Here is a 23,903-nt window from a genome sequence, read left to right on the forward strand (position 1 = left end):
GGTCGCGGAGCAATTGAAGCCAATGCGGAAATTGCGACGCGGGGTGGGGGTGCGCGGCGGTTATAATGCTTCTGCAGCACCGCCATCCACCCCCCCCCCCCCCCCCCCCCNCGCACACTTCACCGTTTCCTGTGCTCACCGACCCTCCCCACAAGGGGGAGGGTAAAGACGCACATCGTCGCCACCACGCTGCCCTTCGGCCCTGGTCATTGATTGTCGAAAAGAATGGAAGACCGCGCCGCGAGAACGACAGCGCCAAACCGCATTTTCACGGGTCAGGACGTATCGAACCCCTGCCCTCTCACGCTGCATCGACCGGCGAAATGCGCCGCCGCCTCGGCGGCCATCGGCGCGAGGCCGGCGCGGTCGCGGCCACCGAGATCGCAGGCGAGAAACGCCAGCATAAGCGCGAGCGCCCGGAAGCGCGCGGCAAGCAGCATGACCGATGCCGGATCGTTGCCTTCGCCGCCCGGCAACGCGACCTCCTCTGCCAGCAAGCTCCACGCGGCCTGCTCCGCCGGCCGCAGAAAGCACAGCACCGAGACACGGACACGGGCCGGAGCGCGGCAGGCGCGCTCGGCAAGGGCGCTCAAGCCAAGCAGCAGCACGACGATGCGCATCAACTGCTCCCTCTCCTCGTCCGCCGTCCAGTCCATCGCCGTCTCCAGTGGCGGGGATTATGGGCGGGGCGGGAGGTGGGTGGATAAAGGGGGATGAGCGCAGCCGAGATAGAAAGGGAAAACTGTAAAAGGCGACAGACTTCCAAAAGAGGTTGTGCGGCAGACTACTTGTTGAGCAAGATGGCCGCGCCGCCTTCGTTCTAGAAGACAGAAAGCAGTTCGATTGCCAATGGAATTCGGTTTTGAAGAAACCCAGTCGCCTTATCGGAGCGGTTCGCAAAGCGCGCGCGTCTGGACAGAGCAATGGGTAGCAAAGTGGGCCTATTGCCCAAACTGCGGCAAGTCTCAGTTAAACCAATTCGCGGCCAATCTTCCGGTCGCGGACTTCTTTTGCAACGATTGCAATGATCAGTTTGAACTCAAGAGTCAGAAGAAGACATTTGGACGGAAGGTCGCAGACGGCGCCTATGCCACAAAGATCGAGCGTCTAAAGTCGGCCACGAATCCAAACCTTATGCTTCTGAATTATGATCTGACCCGTCTCAGCGTCACTGACGTTTGCATCGTTCCGAAACATTTCTTCGTGCCCGATGCTATCGAACGGCGTAAACCGCTCGCTGCCACGGCTCGGCGCGCAGGTTGGATCGGATCGAATATTTTGCTCGACCGGATTCCGGCATCCGGTCGAATTGTCATCGTAAGAAATGGCGTTCCTCTTCCGAAGGAAACCGTGCTCGAAAAATGGCGCGAAACTCTATTCTTGCGCGACGCAGAGATCGGAAAGCGCGGCTGGCTCATCGAAGTTATGAATTGCCTCGAAAAGATCGGCTTACGGGAATTCGACACTGATGATGTTTACGCGTTCGAGCAGCACCTGAGCTGGCTTTATCCGAACAATCAAAATGTAAAACCAAAGATCAGGCAACAATTGCAGGTGCTGCGAGACAACGGATATCTGGAATTTGTTGACAGAGGGCGTTATCGTCTAAAATCAACCTAACACGTCAACCGGTATTCAGGACGATGGCTTGGTATCGCAACCAATATGTGTGCTATCACTGTAGCGAGATTTGGGAGGACGAGTGGTCCTGTGGTTGTGACGACGACTGTCCATCCTGTGACGCGCGACATGCAAGCCCGGTGGGTAGCGAGGACCTAACCTTCGTTATCGAGGATGAGAGGCACTGTTTTGTGGTGCTGAAGTCACCGCCCGAAGCGGATGACCATCCCGACTATCGTGAGGTCATTCGCTTCCTATCGAAAGGCTTTGCCGAGGCATACATTCGGGCGGAACCCACGCACACGCTCGTCTAGTCCCCCTACCTTGTCAGCCTCTTACACATTATTCCTATGCGGGTTGACCGCTTCCCTCGCCCATCGCCCCAGCCGCACGCCCTACCCCGCAAACGCAACCTTCACGCCGCGCTGGCGGAAATAGGCGTGCATGAGCTTGCGGCCGGAGCGGTTGTTTTGCGCCAGCCGGGCCGGGTCGAACACCGCTTCCTTGACGCCCTCGCGCGCCAGTGCTGCCTTGAGCGACGTGATGCCTTCGTCGAGGCCGGCATTGTCGGCCTGCAGCGCCGCGTAGATTGCCTCGGTCGCCTCGGCCACGGTCGGATCGCTCATGGGTTGCACTCCTGATGTGTCGGCAAGGCCATGGTCTACCGCGTCAGCCGCTTGTACGTCATGCGGTGCGGGTTGACCGCCTCGGGTCCCAGGCGCCGGATCTTGTCCTGCTCGTAATCCTCGAAATTGCCCTCGAACCATTCGACATGGCTGTCGCCCTCGAAGGCGAGGATGTGGGTGGCCAGCCGGTCGAGGAACATGCGGTCGTGGCTGATGATGACGGCGCAGCCGCCGAAATTCTCCAGCGCGTCTTCCAGCGCCGCCAGCGTTTCGGTGTCGAGGTCGTTGGTCGGTTCGTCGAGCAGCAGAACGTTGCCGCCGGTCTTCAGCATCTTGGCCAGGTGCACGCGGTTGCGCTGGCCGCCGGACAAATTGCCGACCTTCTGCTGCTGGTCCTGACCGCGGAAGTTGAACGATGAGCAGTAGGCGCGCGTGTTGGCCTCGAACTTGCCGAGCTTGACCACCTCGGCGCCGCCGGAGATTTCCTCCCAGACGGTCTTGTTCGGGTCGAGCGCGTCGCGGCTCTGGTCGACATAGCCGAGCTTGACGGTCTCGCCGACACGGATCGAGCCGTCGTCCGGCTTTTCCTGGCCGGTGATCATGCGAAACAGCGTCGTCTTGCCGGCGCCGTTGGGGCCGATGACCCCGACGATGCCGCCGGGCGGCAGCTTGAATTCGAGGTCGTCGATCAGCAGCGTCTCGCCGAAGCCCTTCGACAGGTCGGAGACCTCGATCACCACATTGCCGAGCCGCTCGCCATGCGGGATGACGATCTGCGTATCCGACGGACGCCGCTTGTCGGCCGCGTCCAGCAGGTCCTGGAACGCCTGGATGCGGGCTTTCGACTTGGTCTGGCGGGCCTTCGGGCTGGACTGGATCCATTCGCGCTCGCGGCCGATGGCGCGCTGGCGGGCGTCGTCCTCGCGGCCTTCCTGCTTCAGCCGCTTGGCCTTGGCTTCGAGATATTTGGTGTAGTTGCCTTCGTAGGGGATGCCGCGGCCGCGGTCGAGCTCGAGGATCCAGCCGGTGACATTGTCGAGGAAGTAGCGGTCGTGGGTGATGATCATCACCGCGCCCGGATAGGCGCGCAGGTGCTTTTCCAGCCAGGCCGTGGTCTCGGCGTCGAGATGGTTGGTCGGTTCGTCGAGCAGCAGCAGGTCGGGCTGTTCGAGCAGCAGCTTGCAAAGCGCAACGCGGCGGCGCTCGCCGCCGGAAAGCTTGGTCACGTCGGCATCCTTGGGCGGGCAGGCCAGCGCCTCCATCGCCATCTCGACCTGCTGTTCCAGGTCCCACAGGTTCAGCCGGTCCATGTCGTCCTGCAGCCTGGCCGACTCATCCGCCGTTTCGTCGGAGTAGTTCATCATCAGCTCGTTGTAGCGCTCGATGAAGGCCGTCTTCTTGGCGACGCCCTCCATGATGTTCTCGAACACCGTCTTCTTCGGGTCTAGCGCCGGTTCCTGCGCCAGGTAGCCGACGGTGGCGCCTTCGGCCAGCCAGGCCTCGCCGTTCCAGTCCTTGTCGATCCCGGCCATGATCTTGAGGATGGTCGACTTGCCGGCTCCGTTGGGGCCGAGAATGCCGATCTTGGCGTCCGGGTAAAAGGAAAGATGGACGTTCTCGAGCACCTTCTTGGTGCCGTAGGCCTTGTTGAGACCGGCCATGTGATAGATGAACTGGCGTGCCACGCTTGGCTTATCCCTGTATGAAAATCGGAATGGATGGAGGTTGCGCGCTATGTAGGCGATGCCGGCCCGAACGGCAATCGCTTTCGCCACCCTTCTGCCTTTGCGGGCGCGAAGAAACACGCGCTTAACCCTTATGCGTCAAAACTGGCCGGTGCAGGAACCGCTATCGTGCGGTTCCGACATATGGGCATCGAACCTTGCAGAACAGCCTCCTGCTCCTGGCCGAAGCGCTTCTCTACTTCACCGCCATGACCGCCCTGTTCCGCGCGCGCGGCCGCATCGGCATCGGCGTCTTCATGTGCGCCATCGGCGTCATGCATTTCCTGGAAACCTATCTCGCCAGCGTTTTCTATGTCGTGCTGCCCTTCGGCATCGTTTCCCCCGGTTCCGCCGTGCTGTTCTCGGGCAAGCTGGTGATGCTGCTTCTCCTCTATATCAAGGAAGACGCCGCAACCGTGCGCCAGCCGATCTATGGCCTCTTGCTCGGCAACGCGCTGATGGTCGGGCTGGTTCTGATCCTGCGGCAGCACCAGATTGCGCCCCTGCCGGATGGCCGCATGCCAGATCTCGCCTTCATCGACGAGATGGGCTGGCTGATGGTGTGGGGCACGGCGCTGCTGTTCGCCGATGCAATCCTCATCATCCTGCTTTACGAAAAGCTCGGTCGCACTTTCCGCAAGGCGCTGTTCGCCCGCATCCTTGTATCGGTAGCCTGTGTGTTGACCTTCGATCAGGCCGGTTTCTTCACCGCGCTGCATTTCGTCTCGGGCGCACCGTTGGAGGTTTTCCTCGGTGGCTGGGTGGCGAAAATGGGGGCGGCGCTCGTCTTCAGCGCCATGCTGGTTGGCTATCTGCGCTATGTCGAAACCGAACGTCTTGCATCACCGCGCGGGCTGACGGACGTGTTCGAAACGCTGACCTATCGCGAGCGCTATGAAGCGCTGGTCCAGGATGCCGGGCGCGACGGGCTAACCGGCCTCCTGCACCGCGGCCGCTTCGACGCCGATGGCCAGCAGGCGGTGGCCAAAAGCCGTGGCGGCGGGCTGCCGCTCAGCCTTCTGATCATCGACGTGGATCATTTCAAATCGATCAACGACCGCTTCGGCCATGCCGAAGGCGACCGGGTGTTGCGGGCGATCGCAACCATGCTGCAGGAAACCACCACGCCGGGCGACCGGGTGTTCCGGGTCGGCGGCGAGGAATTCGCGGTGCTGTGCAGCCATCCGCATGCGATAGCGCGCCTGCTGGGCGAAAAGATACGCCATGCGGTCAAGGCAGCGGAGATCGGCGGCCTCGAGGTGTCGGTGAGCGTTGGCGTGGCGACCGTTTCGGGAGACGCCGACAGCCTCGACAAGCTTTTCGCGCTCGCCGACCAGCGCCTCTACGCGGCAAAATCCTCCGGCCGCGACCGGGTGGTGGGTGAAGGCGCGGAGCATCACGCGCAGGCACCGGCGGCGCAGGCGAGAAATTAGCTTCAGCACGAGGGATCGAAGATCGGTCTGTCTCTTGACCCCTGCCTCGCCTGTGCGACAGTCGTTTCAGGGAGCAGTCATGCCATTCGACAGACAAGCGACGCTGGCTTCGCCGACAGGCGCGGCGATCAATCTCTACACCCGCAAGGCGGAAGGCTCCGCTCGCGCCGTCGTTCAGATCAACCACGGGCTGGCCGAGCACGCCGCCCGCTATGAGCGCTTCGCCGATTTCCTCGCCGAGCGCGGCTTCCATGTCTACGCGCACGACCATCGCGGCCACGGCTATACGAAGGCGCCGGATGCACCGCCCGGCAAGTTCGGCCAACCGGACGGCGCGGAAAAGGCGCTGGCCGACATCGGCGCGGTGCATGATCTGGTCGCGCAGGAGCATCCCGGCCTGCCTGTCATCCTGTTCGGCCATTCGCTCGGCGGCGTTCTGGCGCTCAACTTCATGCTCCAGAACTCGGCGCGGCTGCATGGAGCCGCCATGTGGAACGCCAACGTCTCCGCCGGCCTGTCCGGGCGGGCGGCGCAGGCCATCCTCGCCTGGGAAAAATTCCGGCTGGGGTCGGACGTGCCCTCCCGTGTGCTGCCGAAGCTGACCTTCGAGGCCTGGGGCAAGGCGGTGCCCGGCCATCGCACCCTGTTCGACTGGCTGTCGCGCGATCCGGCCGAGGTCGAGAAATACATCGCCGATCCGCTGTGCGGCTGGGGGGCGTCTGTATCGCTGTGGCAGGATATCTTCGGCCTGATCTTTCAAGGCGCAGACGACCGGAATTTCGTCCGAGCACGGCGCGATCTTCCCGTCCTCCTGGTGGGCGGCGGCAAGGACCCCGCCACCGACGGCGGCAAGGCCGTTCGCCATCTGCATGACCGCATGCGGCGCATGGGCTTTTCGAGGCTGGCGTTGAAGATCGACCCCGAAGCCCGGCACGAATGCCTCAACGACCTGGATCGCGACGCCGTCATGGCGGATTTCGTTTCATGGGTTGAGGGCGTGATAGAGCACAAGCGGATTGGCACAGCGCAAGTGTCGTGACATGGCCGGTGGCGCTTGCTACAGCCTGAAGCGTCCGAACAATCTGGGTAAGCCATGAGCGAACCTCCGCTGAAAGGCGTCCGCGTCATCGAACTCGCCCGCATCCTGGCCGGCCCATGGGCGGGGCAGCTTCTGGCCGATCTCGGCGCCGATGTTATCAAGGTGGAGAACCCTGATGGCGGCGACGACACCCGCAAATGGGGTCCACCCTTCGTGACCGGCCATGACGGCGAGAACCTTTCGGCCGCCTACTACCACGCCTGCAACCGCGGCAAGCGGTCCGCGGCCATCGATTTCTCGACGCCGGACGGCGCCGAAAAGATTCGGAAACTCGTGGCTTCCGCCGATGTGCTGATCGAGAACTTCAAGCTCGGCGGCCTGAAGAAATACGGTCTCGACTATGACAGCCTGAAGGCGATCAACCCGAAATTGGTCTATTGCTCGATCACCGGCTTCGGGCAGGATGGCCCCTATGCCGCCCGCGCCGGCTACGATTTCATCGTCCAGGGCATGTCCGGCCTGATGTCGATCACCGGGGCTGCCAACGGCGAGCCGCAGAAGGTGGGGGTTGCCGTCACCGACATCTTCACCGGGCTTTACTCCGTCATCGCCATCCAGGCGGCGCTCCGCCATGCCGAGGCCACCGGCGAGGGCCAGCATATCGACATGGCGCTGCTCGACTCCCAGGTTTCCGTACTTGCCAACCAGAATTTGAACTATCTGGTCTCGGGCGTGTCGCCCGTACAGATGGGCAATGCTCATCCGAACATCGCACCCTACGAGGTGCTGCCGGTCAGCGACGGCCATTTCATCCTCGCCGTCGGCAATGACGGCCAGTTCGCAAAATTCTGTGCCGTGGTCGGCCTCGAGCGTCTGGCGGCGGACGCTGCCTTCAAGACCAATGCGGCACGCGTCGCCAACCGCGAGGCGCTGCGCGGCCACATGCTTCCCGCGCTCGCCGCCTTCGACCGCGACGGCCTGTTGGCGCGGCTGCAGGCAGCCGGCGTGCCGGCCAGCCCGATCAACACCATTGCCCAGATGTTCGACGACCCGCAGACACAAGCGCGCGGGATGCGCCTCGACCTCGACGACGGCCACGGCAACACCCTGCCCTCGGTGCGCGCGCCGATGGTGATGAGCGCGACGCCACTGACTTATGAACGTCCTTCGCCCCGGCTGGGTGAGCATACGGCGGAGGTTCTGGCGGAACTGGCGGACAAGGCATGATGGAAATGTTGAGCACCCCCACCCCTAACCCCTCCCCACCAGGGGGAGGGGGATTCTATTCTAGCGTTGCCTCAAACCTTCGGACATTTGTGCCGGGCAGCATCGTACCCGCATTCCCCTCCCCCTTGTGGGGAGGGGTTAGGGGTGGGGGTGCGCTCGGATCGGAAAGCAAGACAACATGATGCGCACAGGCGGACAACTCATCGTCGAGGCGCTTGAAGCCAACAAGGTCGAGCGCATCTTCTGTGTGCCGGGGGAATCCTACCTCGCCGTGCTCGACGCCCTGCATGATTCCGCCATCAAGACCATCGTCTGCCGCCAGGAAGGCGGCGCCGCCATGATGGCCGATTGCGAGGGCAGGCTGACCGGCCGCCCCGGCATCTGTTTCGTCACCCGCGGCCCCGGCGCCACCAATGCGTCGGCCGGCGTCCACATCGCCATGCAGGACTCCGTGCCGATGATCCTGTTCATCGGCCAGATCGCCGCGCACGCCAAATATCGCGAAGCCTTCCAGGAAGTGAACTACCAGTCCTTCTTCGGCGGCATCGCCAAATGGGTGGTCGAGATCGAGGACGCCGCCCGCATCCCCGAACTCGTCACCCGCGCCTTCGCCGTCGCCACCTCGGGCCGCCCCGGCCCCGTTATCGTTTCGCTGCCGGAAGACATGCTGACGAGCGAGGCGGAAGCGCCGACCGCCCTGCCCTTCACGCCGGTCGAGACCTCGCCGGGCGAGGCGGAAATGCACGCGCTGTTCGAGCGGCTGGAAAATGCCGAGCGGCCCGTCGCCATCCTTGGCGGCACCCGCTGGAGCGCCGAGGCCAAGTCGGCCTTCGAGAAGGCGGCGGAGGAATGGGCGCTGCCGGTCGCCTGCTCCTTCCGCCGGCAGATGCTGTTCGACCATCTGCACCCCTGCTATGCCGGCGATATCGGCATCGGCCCGAACCCCAAGCTCGCCGCCTATATCAAGCAGTCGGACCTCGTGCTGCTGATCGGCGGCCGCTTCGGCGAGATGCCGTCCTCCGACTACACCGTGCTGAAAAGCCCCTACCCGGACCAGGCGCTGGTCCATGTCCATGCCGATGCGAGCGAGCTCGGCCGCGTCTACCGGCCGGAGGTCGCCATCAACGCCTCGCCGGCGGCCTTCGTGAAGGCGTTTGCAGGCCATTCGCCCAAGGCGCCACCCGCATGGGACGGCGAGACCGCGCAACTGCACGGCAACTATCTCGACTGGTCGACGCCACCGCGGACCGGACCGGGGGCGGTGCAGATGGGGCCGATCATGGCATGGCTGGAAGAGACGCTGCCGGACGACGCGATCCTGACCAACGGCGCCGGCAACTACGCCACCTGGCTGCATCGCTTCCACCGCTTCCGCCGCTTCGCCACGCAGGCGGCGCCGACCTCGGGCTCGATGGGCTATGGCACGCCCGCCGCCGTCGCCGCCAAGGCGCTGTTCCCCGACCGCCAGGTCATCGCCTTCGCCGGCGATGGCTGCTTCCTGATGAACGGCCAGGAATTCGCCACCGCCGTGCAGTACGGGCTGCCGATCATCGTCGTCGTCGTCAACAACGGCATCTACGGCACCATCCGCATGCACCAGGAGCGGGAATATCCCGGCCGCGTCTCCGGCACCGAGCTCGTCAATCCCGATTTCGCAGCGCTCGCCCGCGCCTATGGCGGGCATGGCGAAACGGTGGAAAAGACCGCAGACTTCGCGCCCGCCTTCGAACGCGCCGCAGCCAGCGGCAAGCCGGCGATCGTCGAGGTGAGGCTCGATCCTGAGGCGATCACGCCGACGCGGACGCTCAGCCAGATCCGGCAGGGAAGCTAGCGGCGCCAGCCAGCCGACTTTTTGGCGATGGTCGATGCTGATGAGCACGCGCCGGCCATCCGGCGCTTGACATCCATAACTTCGCGGTTATATGAATAATCATAACCACAGAGTTATTGATACGATCATGAGCAGCACCCACGATACCCTCTTCAGGACACTGGCCGATCCGAGCCGGCGGGCCATCTTCGAACGGCTGTGTCACGACGGCGAACAGACGGTCGCGGCCTTGACCGCGCAGGCCGGCATTTCGCAGCCGGCGGTCTCGAAGCATCTCGCGGTGCTGAAGCGGGCCGGTCTCGTCCGTGATCGCCATGAAGGCCGGCAGACCCATTACAGCCCCCGGCCCGGCGCGCTCGCGCCCCTGCTCGACTGGACCAGCCAGATGGCAGGGTTCTGGGAAAGCCGCTTCGATGCGCTCGAAACCCTGCTGAAAAGGATGGATCAATGAACCAGGCCCTGCCTGAAACGCGCACCGTCATCGTCGAGCGGGATTTCCCGCATCCGCCCGAAAAGCTGTGGCGCGCGCTGACGCAGCCGCACCTGATGGAGGAATGGCTGATGAAGAACGACTTCAAGCCCGCTGTCGGGCACCGTTTCAACCTGCGCGGGGAATGGGGCGGCGTGCTGGATTGCGAGGTGCTTGCCCTCGAGCCGCACAGACGCCTCTCCTACAGCTGGGACTTCGCCCATGAGGACGCTGCCTACAATCTCAAAAGCGTCGTGACGTTCACCCTGGCTCCGACGGCAACCGGCACGCGCCTGCGCGTCGAGCAGGCGGGCTTCCGTCCGGAGCAGAAGCAGGCCTATGGCGGCGCAAAGGCCGGATGGCAGCAGATGCTGGAAAAGCTGGAGCTGGTCATCGCGCGGCCGCAATAGCGCTCAGCCACCGCGCGCCATCGAATCCGGTCGATCGAAAAAGGAACAGTCATGAACTGGAACAAAGGGATCCGGCAGTTTCACCGCTGGGTGTCCATCATCTTCACCGCGACCGTCGCCAGCAATTTCGTCGCCATGGCGCTTGTCGGCCAGCCTCCGGCATGGATCGTCTATTCACCCTTGCCGCCGCTGTTCCTCCTGCTGTTCAGCGGTCTCTACATGTTCGTGCTGCCTTATGCGACGAAGCAGAAAAACGAGCTGCGTCGCGCTTGACGGCTGGCGCAAGCAATCCGCCGGGAACGAAAAAGGGGCGGTTGCCCGCCCCTTTTCATGTACGACGAACGAACGTCCGTAACCTCTACTGCTGGATCGCCTTGTCGGTGATCGCGGTGGTGTAGGCGCCTTCCGGCTGCTTGGTGATGATCTTCTGGTCGAGCAACGCCTTGGCGGTCCGCTCATAGGCCTCCGGGATCAGCTTGCCATCGGCATTGTCGATCAGCTTGGCCACCTCGCCCATCATGCGCTTCTGGTGGTTCTCGTCCTGGCCGCCATTGTCCATGACGATTTCGGCGGCTTCGTCGGAATGCTCGGTGGCGTACTTCCAGCCCTTCATCGAGGCGCGGACGAACTTCACCATCTTCTCCTCGAAGGCCGGGTCCTTCAGCTTGTCCTCGAGCGCATAGAGGCCGTCCTCGAGCAGGTCGTTGCCCATCGCCGTGTAGTTGAAGACGGTCAGATCTTCCGGCTTGTAGCCGGCGTCCATCAGCTGCCAGTACTCATTGTAGGTCATGACCGAAATGCAGTCGGCCTGCTTCTGGATCAGCGGCTGCACGTCGAAGCTCTGCTTGAGCACCGTCACGCCATCGGCGCCGCCTTCGGTCGAGAGGCCGAGCTTGTTCATCCAGGCGTAGAACGGATATTCGTTGCCGAAGAACCAGACGCCCAGCGTATGGCCCTTGAAATCGGCCTCGGTCTTGATCGGTCCGTCCTTCGGGCAGACCAGCTCCATGCCGGCCTTCTTGAACGGCTGGGCGATGTTGACCAGCGGCACGCCCTTTTCGCGCGCCGCGAGCGCGCCGCCCATCCAGTCGACGATGACATCGGCGCCGCCGCCGGCGATCACCTGTTCGGGCGCGATGTCCGGGCCGCCCGGCTTGATATCGACGTCGAGGCCTTCCTCTTCGTAGAAGCCCTTGTCCTTGGCCACATAGTAGCCGGCGAACTGCGCCTGCGTGACCCATTTGAGCTGCAGCGTCACCTTGTCGGCGGCCAGCGCCTGGAAGGCGGCCAGCGACATCGCTCCCGCCAGAACCGGAATGATTATCTTTTTCATCTGTTACCCTCTGAAGTTAAACCCTGAAGTTCATACCCTATCCGCATCTATCCGCCACGGACAGATGGATGCCAGAACGTAGCCGCCCTTTCGCAGAGCGCGATAACGCCATAGAAGACCGAACCCGCGAACGCCGCAACAGCGATTTCCGCCCACACCATGTCGATGTTCATGCGGCCGACCTCGGTGGAGATGCGAAATCCCATGCCGACCACCGGCGTGCCGAAGAATTCGGCGACGATCGCGCCGATCAGCGCCAGCGTCGAATTGATTTTCAGCGCGTTGAAGATGAAGGGCGCGGCCGCCGGCAGCCTGAGCTTCCACAGCGTCTGCCAGTAGTTCGACGCATAGGTGCGCATCAGGTCGCGCTCCATGTGGCCGGAGGCGGCCAACCCCGCGACCGTGTTCACCAGCATCGGGAAGAAGGTCATGATGATGACGACGGCGGCCTTGGACTGCCAGTCGAAGCCGAACCACATGACCATGATCGGCGCGACGCCGATGATCGGCAGCGCCGACACCATGTTGCCGATCGGCATCAGCCCTCGCCGCAGGAAGAGGAACCGGTCGGCGAGGACGGCGACGATGAAGCCGGCGGCGCAGCCCAGCACATAGCCGACGATCACCGCCTTGAAGATCGTCTGGTTCACGTCCGCCGCCAGCACCGGCAGCGAGTTGACGAGGCGCGCGCCGATGGCGCTGGGCGGTGGAAGCAGGATAAACGGGATGCCGGCGCCGCGCGTGATCGCCTCCCAGAGGATCAGTATCCAGGCGCCGAAGATCGTCGGAACGAGAACCCGCAGAGCCCGCGCCGCCCACAGCGAGGCCGGGCGCATGGATGAGAGCACGGCGACGCAGCGCCACGCGAGCAGCCATGCGGCGGCGAGGATGATGAAATACGGCGCTTTCGCCGTGCCTTCGAACCCGCCTATGCCATGGATCAGCAGCCAGGCGGCGAGATGCGCGCCGACGAACAGGACCAGCGCTTCGATCAAGGCGGGAAGCCGCAGCGTGGAGATGATCGCAGCGAGCGCGACCAGCCCGAACATCAGGCTTTTTGTTCCCGGATAAGGATAGGCGATGGTCGTTGTCGGATTGGCCAGCGCATCCGTCTCGGCAGTCGTCATGGCGCCCAGCGCGACGGCGGCCACGACGAGAAGGATCGCGAGACCGGTCTGCCAGGATGGCTTCAGCCAGTTCATGCCGACCTCGCAGCGAAAAATAGATGTCGCGCACCCCCACCCCTAACCCCTCCCCACAAGGGGGAGGGGGACAAGGATGCGCTGTGGCTAAGTCCCCCTTCTTCTCTTTGCGAAAAGGAAAAGGGGAAAACGCGAACGCCAAGTTCCCCTCCCCCTTGTGGGGAGGGGTTAGGGGTGGGGGTGCGCGACATACAAAATCTCACACCGGCCTCCCGCCCATGGCGCGATCGACAATCCGGCCGGCCAGCCCGACGACTACGACCAGCAATGCCGCGACCACCGACCCGGCCACCAGCGCCGACCAGATGTCGATGGTCTGGCTGTAATAGGCGCCGGCCAGAAGCTTTGCGCCGATGCCCGCCACCGCGCCCGTCGGCAGCTCGCCGACGATGGCGCCGACAAGGCTGGCCGCGACAGCGACTTTCATGGAGGCGAACAGATATGGCACAGACGCCGGCACCCGCAATTTCCAGAAAGTCTGCGCCCGGCTTGCATTGTAGGTGTGCATCAGGTCGAGGTTCATGAGTTCGGGCGACCGCAAGCCCTTCACCATGCCGACGGCCACCGGGAAGAACGACAGATAGGTCGAGATCAGCGCCTTTGGGATCAGCCCGGTGATGCCGACCGCGGCCAGCACCACGATGATCATCGGTGCGACGGCGAGGATCGGGATCGTCTGCGACGCGATGATCCACGGCATCAGGCTGCGGTCGAGCGTCGTCACATGCACGATGCCGACCGCGATGACGATGCCCAGAACCGTGCCCATGGCGAAGCCGAGCAGCGTCGAGGAGAGCGTCACCCAGGCGTGGTAGACGAGACTGCGGTTCGAGGTGATCTTGCGCAGGAATGTGTTCTCGAAAAAATTCTGCGCCACCTGATGCGGCGCCGGCAGCGTCGGCTTCGGCTGCGACATGGTCTTGGCGACGAGCTCGGAAAATGAAGACGTGACGCCGGCCCGGCGGTCGAGATCGCGCTGGAACGGCGCGTTCATGAAGAAGACGCCGACATACCAGATGACGACGATGCCGGCGAGGATGCTGGTGACGGGGAGAAACTTGGAACGGAGGGAGTCCATGGCGCTATCCAAGTCCCCCTCCCCCCTGTGGGGAGGGGTTAGGGGTGGGGGTACGCCTGCGACCATCCATCAAGCCGAGAACGCCCAAAATCTCTTCGATGCAGCCACTGAAGTTATCTGACAACTCGCCTGTGTTGAAACGCAGGACTGTATAGCCCTCACCTGCGAGCCACTCGTCGCGTTCGCGATCCCGCCTCTGGCCTTCCGGCGTAAAATGGTGCTCGCCGTCCACCTCCATGACCAGCCGGTGTTCGTGGATGACAAAGTCGACGACATAATATCCGATTGGCGCCTGCTTGCGGATATGAATCCCATACCAACGCCGGAACTGGCTAAGCTCCGCCCAGAGCTTTCGTTCGCCTTCCGTCATGTTGCGCCGCAATCTGCGGGCGCGTGGGATGACCTTCGGGTCGATAGCCGTTGACACGCCGAGCACCCCCACCCCTAACCCCTCCCCACAAGGGGGAGGGGAAGCTGCCGCACGCCAAGTCCCCCTCCCCCTTGTGGGGAGGGGTTAGGGGTGGGGGTACGCTGACTTCCGAAGGACATCAGTCGTTTTTCAATCCTCATAGCTGTGCCCTGCCCTGAGTCCGTCGCGCACTCTTGCCGCGATGGCCAGAAACTCCGGCGTCTCGCGGATATCCAGCGGGCGTTCCTTCGGCAGCGTCGATTCGATCACGTCGGTCACCCGGCCCGGCCGCGGTGACATCACCACGATGCGGGTGGAGAGATAGACGGCTTCCGGAATCGAATGGGTGACGAAGCAGATCGTCTTGTTCGTGCGCGCCCACAATTCCAGCAGCTGCTCGTTGAGGTGATCGCGCACGATCTCGTCCAGCGCCCCGAACGGCTCGTCCATCAAAAGAAGGTCCGCATCGAAGGCGAGCGCGCGCGCGATCGAAGCGCGCTGTTGCATGCCGCCGGAAAGCTGCCAGGGATATTTCTTCTCGAAACCGGCAAGGTTGACCAGCTCCAGCGTGCGGCGGATGCGCTCTTTCTGCTCGGCCTTGGGCAGCCCCATGATCTCCAGCGGCAGCGCGACATTGGCGTCGATGGTGCGCCAGGGAAACAGCGCCGCCGCCTGGAACACATAGCCGTAGGCCCGCGCCTCGCGCGCCTGCTCCGGCGTCATGCCGTTCACGGCAATCGTGCCGGAGGTGGGCTTTTCCAGATCGGCGATGACGCGCAGCAAAGTGGTCTTGCCGCAGCCGGACGGGCCGATGAAGGAGACGAACTCGCCCTTGCCAATGGTGAGATCGACATCGGCGAGCGCCTGCACGGGGCCGTCATTGGTCTGGAAGGTGAGGCCGAGCTTGCTTGCCGCAACCACGGCTGGCGATGCTGTTGTCATGGGCGGCTTCTATCCTGCCATGCCCATGGGCAATCACCGGTCATTTCAGCAGTCATGGGATCGGCCTTGTTCATCGGGCTCGTCACTTGCATAGCGATACTTCGCCCATGGTGAAGCCCGTATCGTCCGAGATCACAAGGATTTTTGGGTTCTTGGGGCTCTGCTTGATGACGAAGGTCGCCGGCGAGGTTCCTTCCTCGCCTTCGCTTTCGCAATCCGCCCCCACCTTGAGCGAGCCATCGGCTTGCGGTTCCTTGGCCGTGAAGGTGCAGGCGCTTGTGATGGTGACAAGGGACTCGCCGGTCAGGAGCAGCATGTCCTCGGCATAGACCTCCTGCCCATCCTTGTTGATGCAGCCGGACTTGTTTCCGTGCGGCCTGGACAGGTCCACGGACGCGGCCAGGGCAGAACTGGCAACCAGTAGCGACAGCGCAGCAGCGAGAACCGTCAGACAGCGCACCGTCAAACCCCGCTCGCCGGGATGCCGCTGCGCTCGACCTTGCGCGGCGCGACCAGTTCCTTCCAGGTCGAAAGCGCCCGGTTGACCGCCTGGTGCGGCTGGCGGGCGACGAACTCGCCATGGCCGGGCTTCGTCTTCACCTCGTTCTCCTGGATCGCCAGTTCGCCGCGCGTGAACACGAAGCGCGGCAGGCCGGTGACTTCGACACCCTCGAAGACATTGTAGTCGATCACCGATTGCTGGCCCTTGGCCGAGATCGTCTTCCTGCGCTTCGGGTCCCAGACGATCAGGTCGGCGTCCGCGCCTTCGACCACCGCGCCCTTCTTGGGATACATGTTGAGAATCTTGGCGATGTTGGTGGAGGTCACCGCGACGAACTCCTCCTTGGTCAGCCGCCCGGTGTTGACGCCCTTCGTCCACAACACAGGCAGCCTGTCCTCCAGCCCGCCAGTGCCGTTCGGGATCTTTGTGAAATCGTCGACGCCGGTGCGCTTCTGTTGGGTGGTGAAGGCGCAATGGTCCGTCGCCACCACCTGTAGCGAACCCGCAGAGAGACCGGCCCACAGCGAATCCTGATGCTGCTTGTTGCGGAAGGGCGGGCTCATCACCCGGCGCGCCGCGTGGTCCCAGTCCTTGTTGAAATATTCGGTTTCATCCAGCGTCAGGTGCTGGATCAGCGGCTCGCCATAGACGCGCATCCCCTTCTGCCGCGCCCGGCGGATCGCCTCGTGGCTCTGCTCGCAGGATGTGTGCACGACATAGAGCGGCACGCCGGCCATGTCGGCGATCATGATGGCGCGGTTGGTCGCCTCGCCCTCGACTTCCGGCGGTCGCGAATAGGCGTGGCCTTCCGGCCCGTTATTGCCTTCGGCGAGCAGCTTCTGCGACAGGGCCGCGACCACGTCGCCGTTCTCGGCATGGACGAGCGGCAGCGCGCCCAGTTCGGCGCAGCGCTGGAACGACGCCAGCATCTCGTCGTCATTGACCATCAGCGAGCCCTTGTAGGCCATGAAGTGCTTGAACGAGGTGATGCCCTTGTCGACCACGGTCTTCATCTCGTCGAAGACCTGCTTGTCCCACCAGGTGACCGCCATGTGGAAAGAGTAGTCGCAGGCGGCCTTGGACGTCTTGTTGTCCCACATCTGCAGCGCCTCGAGCAGCGATTGCCGCGGCGCCGGCAGGCAGAAATCCACCACCATCGTCGTGCCGCCGGCCAGCGCGGCGCGCGTGCCGCTCTCGAAATCGTCGGCCGAATAGGTGCCCATGAAAGGCATTTCGAGATGCGTGTGCGGGTCGATGCCGCCCGGCATCACATAGCAGCCGCTGGCGTCGAAACTCTCGTCGCCCGACAGGTTTTGGCCGATCTCGACGATCCTGCCGCCGTCGATCTTCACATCGGCCTTGTAGCTGCGGTCCGCGGTGACGATCGTGCCGTTCCTGATGACCCTGGACATGACTTTCTCCTTACCCCAGGCGCCGTGAGCGCCAGTTCCGCAAATCCTTCATCAACGCATCCAGCGTGCCGAACACCGGCACCGCCACGGCAAGCGTCGCAGGCTTCAGTTCCTTGGTCGGCACGCAATCCATGGCGATCTTGCGCTGGTGCTCCTCGCTGCACCAGATGCGCGAAAACTCGAGAATTTCGGCGATGATGTCCTCGCGCAGCCTGTTGATGCGCTGATGGTTCATGCGGAAGATCGACAGGATCGACAGGAACACGGTGATGATCGCCACCGCGAAGATGATCAGCAGGTAATGCGGGTTGCCGGCATACCGTCCGCTCAGTTCGGCGTAGATCCACATGCCCAGCGAAAACACCACGAACGACTTGGAGATGCGGAATGTCGACAATGTGCCCTGCACCTTGTTCTTGGTGTAGTCGTCGCTGGCGATCTCGATCTCCCGCAGCTTCTTCGAAAAATCGTAGAGCCGCTGGTTTTCTTCCTCGGTGTGCTCCTCGCCGCGCGCCTCGCGCAGCGTCTGGAACGCCTTCCAGGTGATGTCGTCGATCGCCGTCCAGCCGGAGAGCGGGATGATCGCCGGCGGCAGGTAGAAACCCACACGCTCGAACGCGACATAGACCAGGTGGATCGTCGTCAGGAAGATGAACAGGATGAGCAGGATGGCGAAATCGGACACGCCGAGCGTGTCGAAGATGTTCTGGTAGTTCTGCACCACGCCGTTCAACAGGTCGATGCTGGGCAGGAAGCCGTCCGTCGTGTTGCCGATCGGGATGAACCCGGAAATGACGTAGAACACGACGCCCGCCACCAAAAGGCGCGACGTCATGAAGTTCGAGAACCGGATGACGCCCTGGAGGAGGAGCTCGACGTCCATTCAGGTCCTCAATGTGGCGAGTTTGATGCCGAAGCCAACGAACACCGCGCCGGTCAGCGCCTTGACCGCGCGTTGCACCCTGCCGCTCCGCGCCACCTTCGACAGCCGCTCGAACAAAAGCACCATCGGCCCGAACCAAAGCATATTCAAAAGCGCATGAACGGCGACGAGCATGAACGCGCTGAGAGGCGAACTGCTATGTGGAACGAACTGCGGAAAAGCCGCGATATAGAACATCGCGACTTTCGGGTTGAGTGCGTTGGTCAGGAACCCCTCGCCGAAGGCCTTTGCCAGCGTGCGCGGATTGCGCGCCGGAGCAACTTTCAAAACGTCCGCCGGCCTGCCGCGCAGCGCCTCGATCAGCGCCTTGACGCCGATCCAGATCAGATAGACCGCGCCGACAAGCTTGACGGCCAGGAACAGATTGGCCGACTGCAGCACAAGCACCGACAGGCCGAATATCGCAAACGTGCCGTGCATGAAGAACGCAGTGGCAAAGCCGGCGATATTGGCGAAACCCGCGGCTTTTCCCGATGTCGGCACGGTCTTGGCGATCAGAACGCCATTCGGTCCTGGCGACATGATCAGCAGGGCCGCCATAGCGGCGAAGGCGAGGATCGTGGAAGAGGTCATGTCTTCACCCTACGATCTCCGCCGTTTCCACAACCGCATGGAACAGCACGTCCGTGCCGGCCGCCGCCCACTCCTTGGAAATCTCCTCCGCCTCGTTGTGCGAAAGCCCGTCGACGCAAGGACACATCACCATCGCCGCCGGCGCCACCCGGTTGACCCAGCAGGCGTCGTGCCCGGCGCCGGACACGATGTTGCGGTGCGTATAGCCCAGCCGCTCGGCCGCCTCGCGCACCGCGCGCACGCAATTCTCGTCGAACGTCACCGGGTCGAAATGGCCGACCTGCTCGACTTCGAAACCGATATCCAGCGCCTCGCAGATCAGCGCGATGCCGCTGCGGATGCGCTCATCCATCTCGTCCAGCACCTCCTTGTTCGGCGAGCGGATGTCGATGGTGAAGACGGTGCGGCCGGCGATGATGTTTCGGGAGTTCGGATAGACCTCCATGTGGCCGATCGCGCCGACCGCGTCCGGCTGGTAGTCCATCGCCACCTCGTGCACCAGTTCGGTCACCCGCGCCATGCCGAGCCCGGCGTTGCGCCGCTTCGGCATCGGCGTCGAGCCGGTGTGGCTTTCCTTGCCGGTCAGGGTCACCTGCAGCCATTTGAGGCCCTGGCCGTGGGTGACGACGCCGATCTCGATGTCCTCGTCCTCGAGGATCGGACCCTGCTCGATATGCAGTTCGAAATAGGCGTGCATCTTGCGTGCGCCGACCTCCTCGTCGCCCTTCCAGCCGATGCGCGCCAGCTCCTCGCCGAAGCGCTTGCCGTCCTTGTCCTTGCGGTCGTAGGCCCAGTCCTGCTCATGCACGCCGGCGAACACGCCGGACGCCAGCATCGCCGGTGCAAAGCGCGCGCCTTCTTCGTTGGTCCAGTTCACGACGACGATCGGATGCTTCGTCCTGATGCCGAGATCGTCGAGCGTGCGGATGACCTCCAGCCCGCCCAGCACGCCCAGCACGCCGTCATACTTGCCGCCGGTCGGCTGCGTATCGAGATGGCTGCCGACATAGACCGGCAGCGCCTCCGGATCGGTTCCCTCGCGCCGCGCGAACATGGTGCCCATCCGGTCGAGGCCCATGGTGAGCCCGGCCTTCTCGCACCAGCTCTTGAACAAATGCCGGCCCTCGCCGTCCTCGTCGGTCAGCGTCTGGCGGTTGTTGCCGCCGGCGACGCCCGGGCCGATCTTCGCCATCTCCATGAGGGAATCCCACAAACGATCTGGATTGATTCGAAGATTTTCGCCCGGTGCCGCCATGTAGTCTCCTATTTCAGTTCGACCTCGATGAACGCCATCGGCTCGGTTCCGCCATTGACGACGTTATGCTCGACGCCCTCCTCGCGACGGTATGCGAGCCCCGCCGCCATGTCGACGGTCCGCGTTCCGCCGCCCGGCTCTTCCAGCAGGAAGGTGCACGGCGTCAGCGTCGTCACGACGTAATCCATGCCGTGACGGTGCCAACCGGTTTCCGCGCCCGGCGCGAAGTCCCAACGCGTGACCTTGACGCGGTCGTCGTCAACCAGGACCGTCGGATTGGCGACTTCCCGCGCGCGCAGCATAGGGTCAGGACCTGTCAATCTGGTCGAAATGGTGTGCGGCCATCTGGCCGGATACGCGGAGCGAAGACGCAGGAAGCCAAATGGCTTTCAAGTTCTTCGCGACAAAGTCGCGGGCCAGATGGAACACGTCCGAAGGACGCCGAAACGGCTTCGAGCTGCCGCGTCGAAGCCCTCGGCCGATGGAACCACATCGACCCTCGGTCCTCTCTTTGCATCTCTTTGCCGTTTCCGGCGCCATTTCGATCATATTAGCAGATCCTGACCCTAGTCCACCGCCCTCAGCACCTCGCGGACGTGATCGATCAATTCATCGATCTGTCCCTTGCTGATGATGAGCGGCGGCGACAGCGCGATGATGTCGCCGGTGGTGCGGATCAGCGCGCCGCGCTCGAACGCCTTCACGAAGGCCGAGAAGGCCCGCTTGGTCGGCTGTCCGGCGATCGGCGAAAGCTCGATGGCGCCAATCAGGCCGATGTTGCGAATATCGATGACGTGCGGCTCGCCCTTCAGCGAATGCAGCGCATCCTCCCAATAGGGCGCGAGCTCGGCGCCGCGCGTCAGCAGCCCCTCTTCCTTGTAGGTGTCGAGCGTGGCGAGCGCCGCGGCGCAGGCGATCGGGTTGCCGGAATAGGTATAGCCGTGGAAGAACTCGATCATGTGCTCGGGGCCGTTCATGAACGTGTCGTGGATTTCCCTGGTGGCGAACACCGCGCCCATCGGGATGACGCCGTTGGAGACACCCTTGGCGGTGGTGATGATGTCGGGCGTGACGCCGAAATAGTCGGCGGCAAACGGTGTGCCGAGCCGGCCGAAGCCGGTGATGACCTCATCGAAGATCAGCAATATGCCATGCTTGGTGCAGATGTCGCGCAGCCGCTTGAGATAGCCCTTCGGCGGCAGGATGACGCCGGTCGATCCCGCCACCGGCTCGACGATGACGGCGGCGATGGTCGAGGCGTCGTGCAGCGCGACGATGCGCTCCAGCTCGTCCGCCAGCTCGGCGCCGTGCTCGGGCACGCCGCGGGTGAAGGCGTTCTTTGCCGGCAGATGCGTGTGCGGCATGTGATCCACGCCGGCCAGCAGCGTGCCGAACATCTTGCGGTTGGTGACGATGCCGCCGACCGAGATGCCACCGAAGTTGACGCCGTGATAGCCGCGCTCGCGGCCGATCAGCCGGGTACGCGACCCCTCCCCGCGCGCCCGGTGGTAGGCAAGCGCCATCTTGAGCGCCGTATCGACCGATTCCGATCCGGAATTGGTGAAGAACACATGGTCCATGCCTTCCGGCGCGACGTCGACCAGACGGTTCGCCAGTTCGAACACGATCGGATGCCCCATCTGGAACGCCGGCGCATAGTCAAGCTCTGCCGCCTGCGTCTGGATCGCCTCGGTGATCTTGGGCCGGCAATGGCCGGCATTGACGCACCACAGGCCGGCCGTGCCGTCGAGAATCTTGCGGCCGTCGCTGGCGGTGTAGTGCATGTCCTTCGCGGCGACCAGCATGCGCGGCGCCTGCTTGAACTGCCGGTTCGCCGTGAAAGGCATCCAGAATGCGCTGAGATCGTTCGGCGTGACCTTGAGCCGGTTTGACATGACCAAGCTTCCCTTTTCCGTACCTGTTTCGCTGCTGCCAACGCTTGGTCTTCGGCGCGTTTTCGTGCTACGAAAATTTTGACCGGATGGACAAACGTTAGCACCGCCATGACGGCGGTCAAGGGATTACTAGCGGAAATGCAGGAACCTCAAAGCGCTCCACAGGCTGGCAAAAACTGGTCCAGAACATTGGTCCAGATAGATCGCCGGAACCGGATCGACAGGCAATGACCACGACCGTCAAGGCGGCCGCGCCCCGCCGCACCCGCATCCAGACGGAAAAGCGCGAACTCATCCTCGAAGCCGCGCTCGAAGTGTTCTCGGCCAACGGTTTTCGCGGCGCCACCATCGACCAGATCGCCGAGGCCGCCGGCATGTCGAAGCCGAACCTGCTGTATTATTTCCACCGCAAGGAAGACATCCACGAGACGCTGATCCAGCGCCTGCTCGACACCTGGCTGGCGCCCTTGCGCGAACTCGACGACATCGGCGACCCGCTGACGGAATTGCGCAGCTATATCCGCCGCAAGCTGGAGATGGCGCGCGATTTTCCGCGCGAAAGCCGGCTCTTCGCCAACGAGATCCTGCAGGGCGCGCCGCGCATCATGCCGCTGATCGAGGGCGAGCTGAAAACCCTGGTCGACGACAAGGTAGCGGTCATCAAGGGCTGGATGCGCGCCGGCAGGATCATGCACACCGACCCCTATCACCTGATCTTCTCGATCTGGGCGACGACCCAGCACTACGCCGATTTCGACGTGCAGGTGCGCGCCGTGCTCGGTCCCGACCGGGGCAGCGACGGCCGCTTCGAGGACGCGGCGCGGTTCCTCGAGCAGCTTTTCATCGAGGGTCTGAGACCGAAGCCTGAATAGACGAGCGATGGAGGAGATGACAGCAGGCTGGGCATTGCGAGTTGACAAGCAATCCACCCCTGCAACATGCTGTCTTCTTTGAGTGAAAACAGGGAGGCTTATGATGACGTTCTCAATCACCCGCCGCACATTCTCCGCCGGCGTCGGCGCTTTGGCGCTGGCAGCGGCGACAGGCGCAGCGAGGGCGCAGCAGGCGTTCTTCCGCATCGGCACCGGGGGAACCTCCGGCACCTACTATCCGATCGGCGGCCTCATCGCGAACGCCATCTCGGCCACCAGCGGCAGCGGTGTCGAAGGCCTCGTGGCCAGCGCCGTCGCCTCCAACGGATCGGTCGCCAACATCAGCGCCATCCAGTCCGGCGCTTCCGAATCCGGCTTCACGCAGTCGGACGTCGCCTACTGGGCCTATTCCGGCACCGGCCTCTATGAGGGCAAGCCCAAGGTCGAGGATTTGCGGCTCGTCGCAACGCTCTACCCGGAAACCATCCACCTCGTCGCCCGCGCCGACGCCGGCATCAAGTCGGTCGCCGACCTCAAGGGCAAGCGCGTCTCGATGGACGAACCCGGTTCCGGCACGATCGTCGATGCGCGCCTCGTCCTGTCCGCCTACGGCATCACCGAAAAGGACATCCAGCCGGAATATCTGAAGCCCGGCCCGGCCGGCGAAAGGCTGCAGGATGGCGCGATGGATGCCTATTTCTTCGTCGGCGGCTATCCGACCGGCGCTATCGTCGAACTGGCGGCGACCAACAACATCACCTTGGTGCCAATCACCGGGCCGGAGGCGGACAAGCTGCTTTCCGAGCAGAAATTCTTCTCGACCGACACCGTGCCCGCCAACACCTACAAGAACGTCGGCGAAACCAAGACGATCTCGGTCGCGGCACAGTGGGTCACCAGCGCCAAGCAGACCGACGATCTCGTCTACAACATCGTCAAGGCGCTCTATAGCGAAGCCAACCAGAAGTCGCTGCAGGCCGGCCATGCCAAGGGCAAGCTGATAACGCTGGAAAACGCCACCACCAGCGCCGGCATTCCCTTCCATCCGGGCGCCGAGCGCTTCTACAAGGAAGCCGGCGCGCTGAAATAAGCTGTCGCCTGCCGAACG

General features: G+C 63.4%; 25 protein-coding genes. 10 read left to right on the top strand and 15 right to left on the bottom strand.

Going from position 1 to position 23,903, the window contains the following annotated elements; genetic code table 11:
* Positions 1-275: 275 nt before the first annotated feature.
* Positions 276-656 (bottom strand): hypothetical protein, encoded by a 381-nt coding sequence (locus tag ASD44_RS08250; protein ID WP_056110576.1) that lies wholly within the window; start codon positions 654-656, stop codon positions 276-278.
* A gap of 193 nt (positions 657-849) precedes the next feature.
* On the opposite strand from ASD44_RS08250, the gene ASD44_RS08255 reads away from it, so the two are divergent.
* A complete protein-coding gene (locus tag ASD44_RS08255) occupies positions 850-1,620 on the top strand; it encodes a DpnI domain-containing protein (RefSeq protein ID WP_056110578.1) in 771 nt (256 codons plus the stop codon).
* 395 nt (positions 1,621-2,015) lie between these two features.
* On the opposite strand, the gene ASD44_RS08265 is transcribed toward ASD44_RS08255, so the two are convergent.
* Together ASD44_RS08265 and ettA are read right to left on the bottom strand one after the other, a co-directional pair.
* Entirely contained in the window at positions 2,016-2,246 is a 231-nt protein-coding gene (locus ASD44_RS08265; protein ID WP_056110582.1) for a hypothetical protein, read from the bottom strand.
* Between the two features lie 35 nt (positions 2,247-2,281).
* Complete coding sequence (gene ettA / locus ASD44_RS08270) at positions 2,282-3,931, bottom strand: energy-dependent translational throttle protein EttA (protein ID WP_056110584.1); 1,650 nt, start codon at positions 3,929-3,931, stop codon at positions 2,282-2,284.
* 197 nt (positions 3,932-4,128) lie between these two features.
* Here ettA and ASD44_RS08275 point away from each other — a divergent pair, with 197 nt between their 5' ends.
* The 7 genes from ASD44_RS08275 to ASD44_RS08305 all read left to right on the top strand — a co-directional run bounded on the left by ASD44_RS08275 (position 4,129) and on the right by ASD44_RS08305 (position 10,652).
* Positions 4,129-5,403 carry a GGDEF domain-containing protein gene (locus ASD44_RS08275; RefSeq protein WP_244478735.1) on the top strand — a complete coding sequence of 425 codons (1,275 nt, stop codon included), beginning with the start codon at positions 4,129-4,131 and terminating at the stop codon, positions 5,401-5,403.
* Positions 5,404-5,482: 79 nt separating this feature from the next.
* Positions 5,483-6,442, top strand: coding sequence for an alpha/beta hydrolase (locus tag ASD44_RS08280; RefSeq protein WP_056110586.1), 960 nt, complete (start codon positions 5,483-5,485; stop codon positions 6,440-6,442).
* A gap of 54 nt (positions 6,443-6,496) precedes the next feature.
* Entirely contained in the window at positions 6,497-7,669 is a 1,173-nt protein-coding gene (locus ASD44_RS08285; protein WP_056110587.1) for a CaiB/BaiF CoA-transferase family protein, read from the top strand.
* A gap of 181 nt (positions 7,670-7,850) precedes the next feature.
* Entirely contained in the window at positions 7,851-9,500 is a 1,650-nt protein-coding gene (locus ASD44_RS08290; RefSeq protein ID WP_056115708.1) for a thiamine pyrophosphate-binding protein, read from the top strand.
* Positions 9,501-9,627: 127 nt separating this feature from the next.
* A complete protein-coding gene (locus ASD44_RS08295; protein WP_056110589.1) occupies positions 9,628-9,951 on the top strand; it encodes a metalloregulator ArsR/SmtB family transcription factor in 324 nt (107 codons plus the stop codon).
* Complete coding sequence (locus ASD44_RS08300) at positions 9,948-10,379, top strand: SRPBCC domain-containing protein (protein ID WP_056110591.1); 432 nt, start codon at positions 9,948-9,950, stop codon at positions 10,377-10,379. The genes ASD44_RS08295 and ASD44_RS08300 overlap by 4 nt, the downstream gene beginning before the upstream one ends.
* A gap of 51 nt (positions 10,380-10,430) precedes the next feature.
* Positions 10,431-10,652, top strand: a complete 222-nt coding sequence (locus tag ASD44_RS08305; protein WP_056110593.1) for a hypothetical protein — start codon at positions 10,431-10,433, stop codon at positions 10,650-10,652.
* Between the two features lie 85 nt (positions 10,653-10,737).
* Here the strand turns inward: ASD44_RS08305 and ASD44_RS08310 are convergent, their stop codons facing one another.
* The 12 genes from ASD44_RS08310 to ASD44_RS08365 all read right to left on the bottom strand — a co-directional run bounded on the left by ASD44_RS08310 (position 10,738) and on the right by ASD44_RS08365 (position 21,923).
* Positions 10,738-11,712 (bottom strand): ABC transporter substrate-binding protein, encoded by a 975-nt coding sequence (locus ASD44_RS08310; protein WP_056110596.1) that lies wholly within the window; start codon positions 11,710-11,712, stop codon positions 10,738-10,740.
* A gap of 47 nt (positions 11,713-11,759) precedes the next feature.
* On the bottom strand, positions 11,760-12,914 hold the full coding sequence (locus ASD44_RS08315) for an ABC transporter permease (RefSeq protein WP_056110597.1): 1,155 nt from the start codon (positions 12,912-12,914) through the stop codon (positions 11,760-11,762).
* A gap of 199 nt (positions 12,915-13,113) precedes the next feature.
* Positions 13,114-13,992, bottom strand: a complete 879-nt coding sequence (locus tag ASD44_RS08320; protein ID WP_056110600.1) for an ABC transporter permease — start codon at positions 13,990-13,992, stop codon at positions 13,114-13,116.
* 4 nt (positions 13,993-13,996) lie between these two features.
* Positions 13,997-14,434, bottom strand: a complete 438-nt coding sequence (locus tag ASD44_RS08325; protein ID WP_244478736.1) for a DUF559 domain-containing protein — start codon at positions 14,432-14,434, stop codon at positions 13,997-13,999.
* 117 nt (positions 14,435-14,551) lie between these two features.
* Positions 14,552-15,343, bottom strand: a complete 792-nt coding sequence (locus ASD44_RS08330; RefSeq protein WP_056110603.1) for an ABC transporter ATP-binding protein — start codon at positions 15,341-15,343, stop codon at positions 14,552-14,554.
* Between the two features lie 82 nt (positions 15,344-15,425).
* Entirely contained in the window at positions 15,426-15,803 is a 378-nt protein-coding gene (locus ASD44_RS08335; RefSeq protein ID WP_056115716.1) for a hypothetical protein, read from the bottom strand.
* Positions 15,804-15,805: 2 nt separating this feature from the next.
* Positions 15,806-17,257 carry a dihydropyrimidinase gene (gene hydA / locus ASD44_RS08340; RefSeq protein ID WP_056110605.1) on the bottom strand — a complete coding sequence of 484 codons (1,452 nt, stop codon included), beginning with the start codon at positions 17,255-17,257 and terminating at the stop codon, positions 15,806-15,808.
* A gap of 10 nt (positions 17,258-17,267) precedes the next feature.
* Entirely contained in the window at positions 17,268-18,140 is an 873-nt protein-coding gene (locus tag ASD44_RS08345) for a hypothetical protein (protein ID WP_056110607.1), read from the bottom strand.
* Positions 18,141-18,773, bottom strand: a complete 633-nt coding sequence (locus ASD44_RS08350; protein WP_056110609.1) for a LysE family translocator — start codon at positions 18,771-18,773, stop codon at positions 18,141-18,143.
* A gap of 4 nt (positions 18,774-18,777) precedes the next feature.
* Entirely contained in the window at positions 18,778-20,028 is a 1,251-nt protein-coding gene (locus tag ASD44_RS08355) for a Zn-dependent hydrolase (protein ID WP_056110611.1), read from the bottom strand.
* 8 nt (positions 20,029-20,036) lie between these two features.
* Positions 20,037-20,330 (bottom strand): cupin domain-containing protein, encoded by a 294-nt coding sequence (locus tag ASD44_RS08360; RefSeq protein WP_056110613.1) that lies wholly within the window; start codon positions 20,328-20,330, stop codon positions 20,037-20,039.
* 264 nt (positions 20,331-20,594) lie between these two features.
* Entirely contained in the window at positions 20,595-21,923 is a 1,329-nt protein-coding gene (locus tag ASD44_RS08365; protein ID WP_056110615.1) for an aspartate aminotransferase family protein, read from the bottom strand.
* A gap of 227 nt (positions 21,924-22,150) precedes the next feature.
* On the opposite strand from ASD44_RS08365, the gene ASD44_RS08370 reads away from it, so the two are divergent.
* On the top strand, positions 22,151-22,795 hold the full coding sequence (locus ASD44_RS08370) for a TetR family transcriptional regulator C-terminal domain-containing protein (RefSeq protein WP_056110617.1): 645 nt from the start codon (positions 22,151-22,153) through the stop codon (positions 22,793-22,795).
* Between the two features lie 103 nt (positions 22,796-22,898).
* Entirely contained in the window at positions 22,899-23,885 is a 987-nt protein-coding gene (locus tag ASD44_RS08375; RefSeq protein ID WP_056115719.1) for a TAXI family TRAP transporter solute-binding subunit, read from the top strand.
* Positions 23,886-23,903 lie beyond the last annotated feature (18 nt).

The sequence above is a fragment of the Mesorhizobium sp. Root554 genome (assembly GCF_001427025.1).
Classification (GTDB): Bacteria; Pseudomonadota; Alphaproteobacteria; order Rhizobiales; family Rhizobiaceae; genus Mesorhizobium.